Source organism: Rhodococcus sp. ARC_M6, from assembly GCF_022810305.1.
GTDB lineage: Bacteria > Actinomycetota > Actinomycetes > Mycobacteriales > Mycobacteriaceae > Rhodococcus_F.
On sequence record NZ_JALGQH010000107.1, the window covers coordinates 1 to 255 of the forward strand.

At 54.5% G+C, this 255-nt stretch carries 1 protein-coding gene; it reads left to right on the top strand.

Going from position 1 to position 255, the window contains the following annotated elements:
- Nucleotides 1–255, top strand: a 255-nt coding sequence (locus MTX36_RS29590) for a transposase (protein WP_374230588.1), incomplete at both ends; no start/stop codon positions are given.

Consider the following 255-nt stretch of genomic DNA (forward strand, 5'->3'; position numbering starts at 1 on the left):
TCATTTCCTACTCGGTCGGCACATCACCGAATCTGCAGCTGACCAACAGTTCTCTGCGCGCCGCGATCGCATCCCTCAGCGACGGGCAGACACCACTGGTGCACTCGGACCAGGGATTTCAGTACCAACACCTGTCCTGGCGGAGCCTGATCATCAATTCCGGTGCAACTCAGTCGATGTCGCGTAAGGCAAACTGCTTCGACAATGCCGTGATCGAAAATTTCTTCGGCCATCTCAAAGAAGAAGTCTTCCATC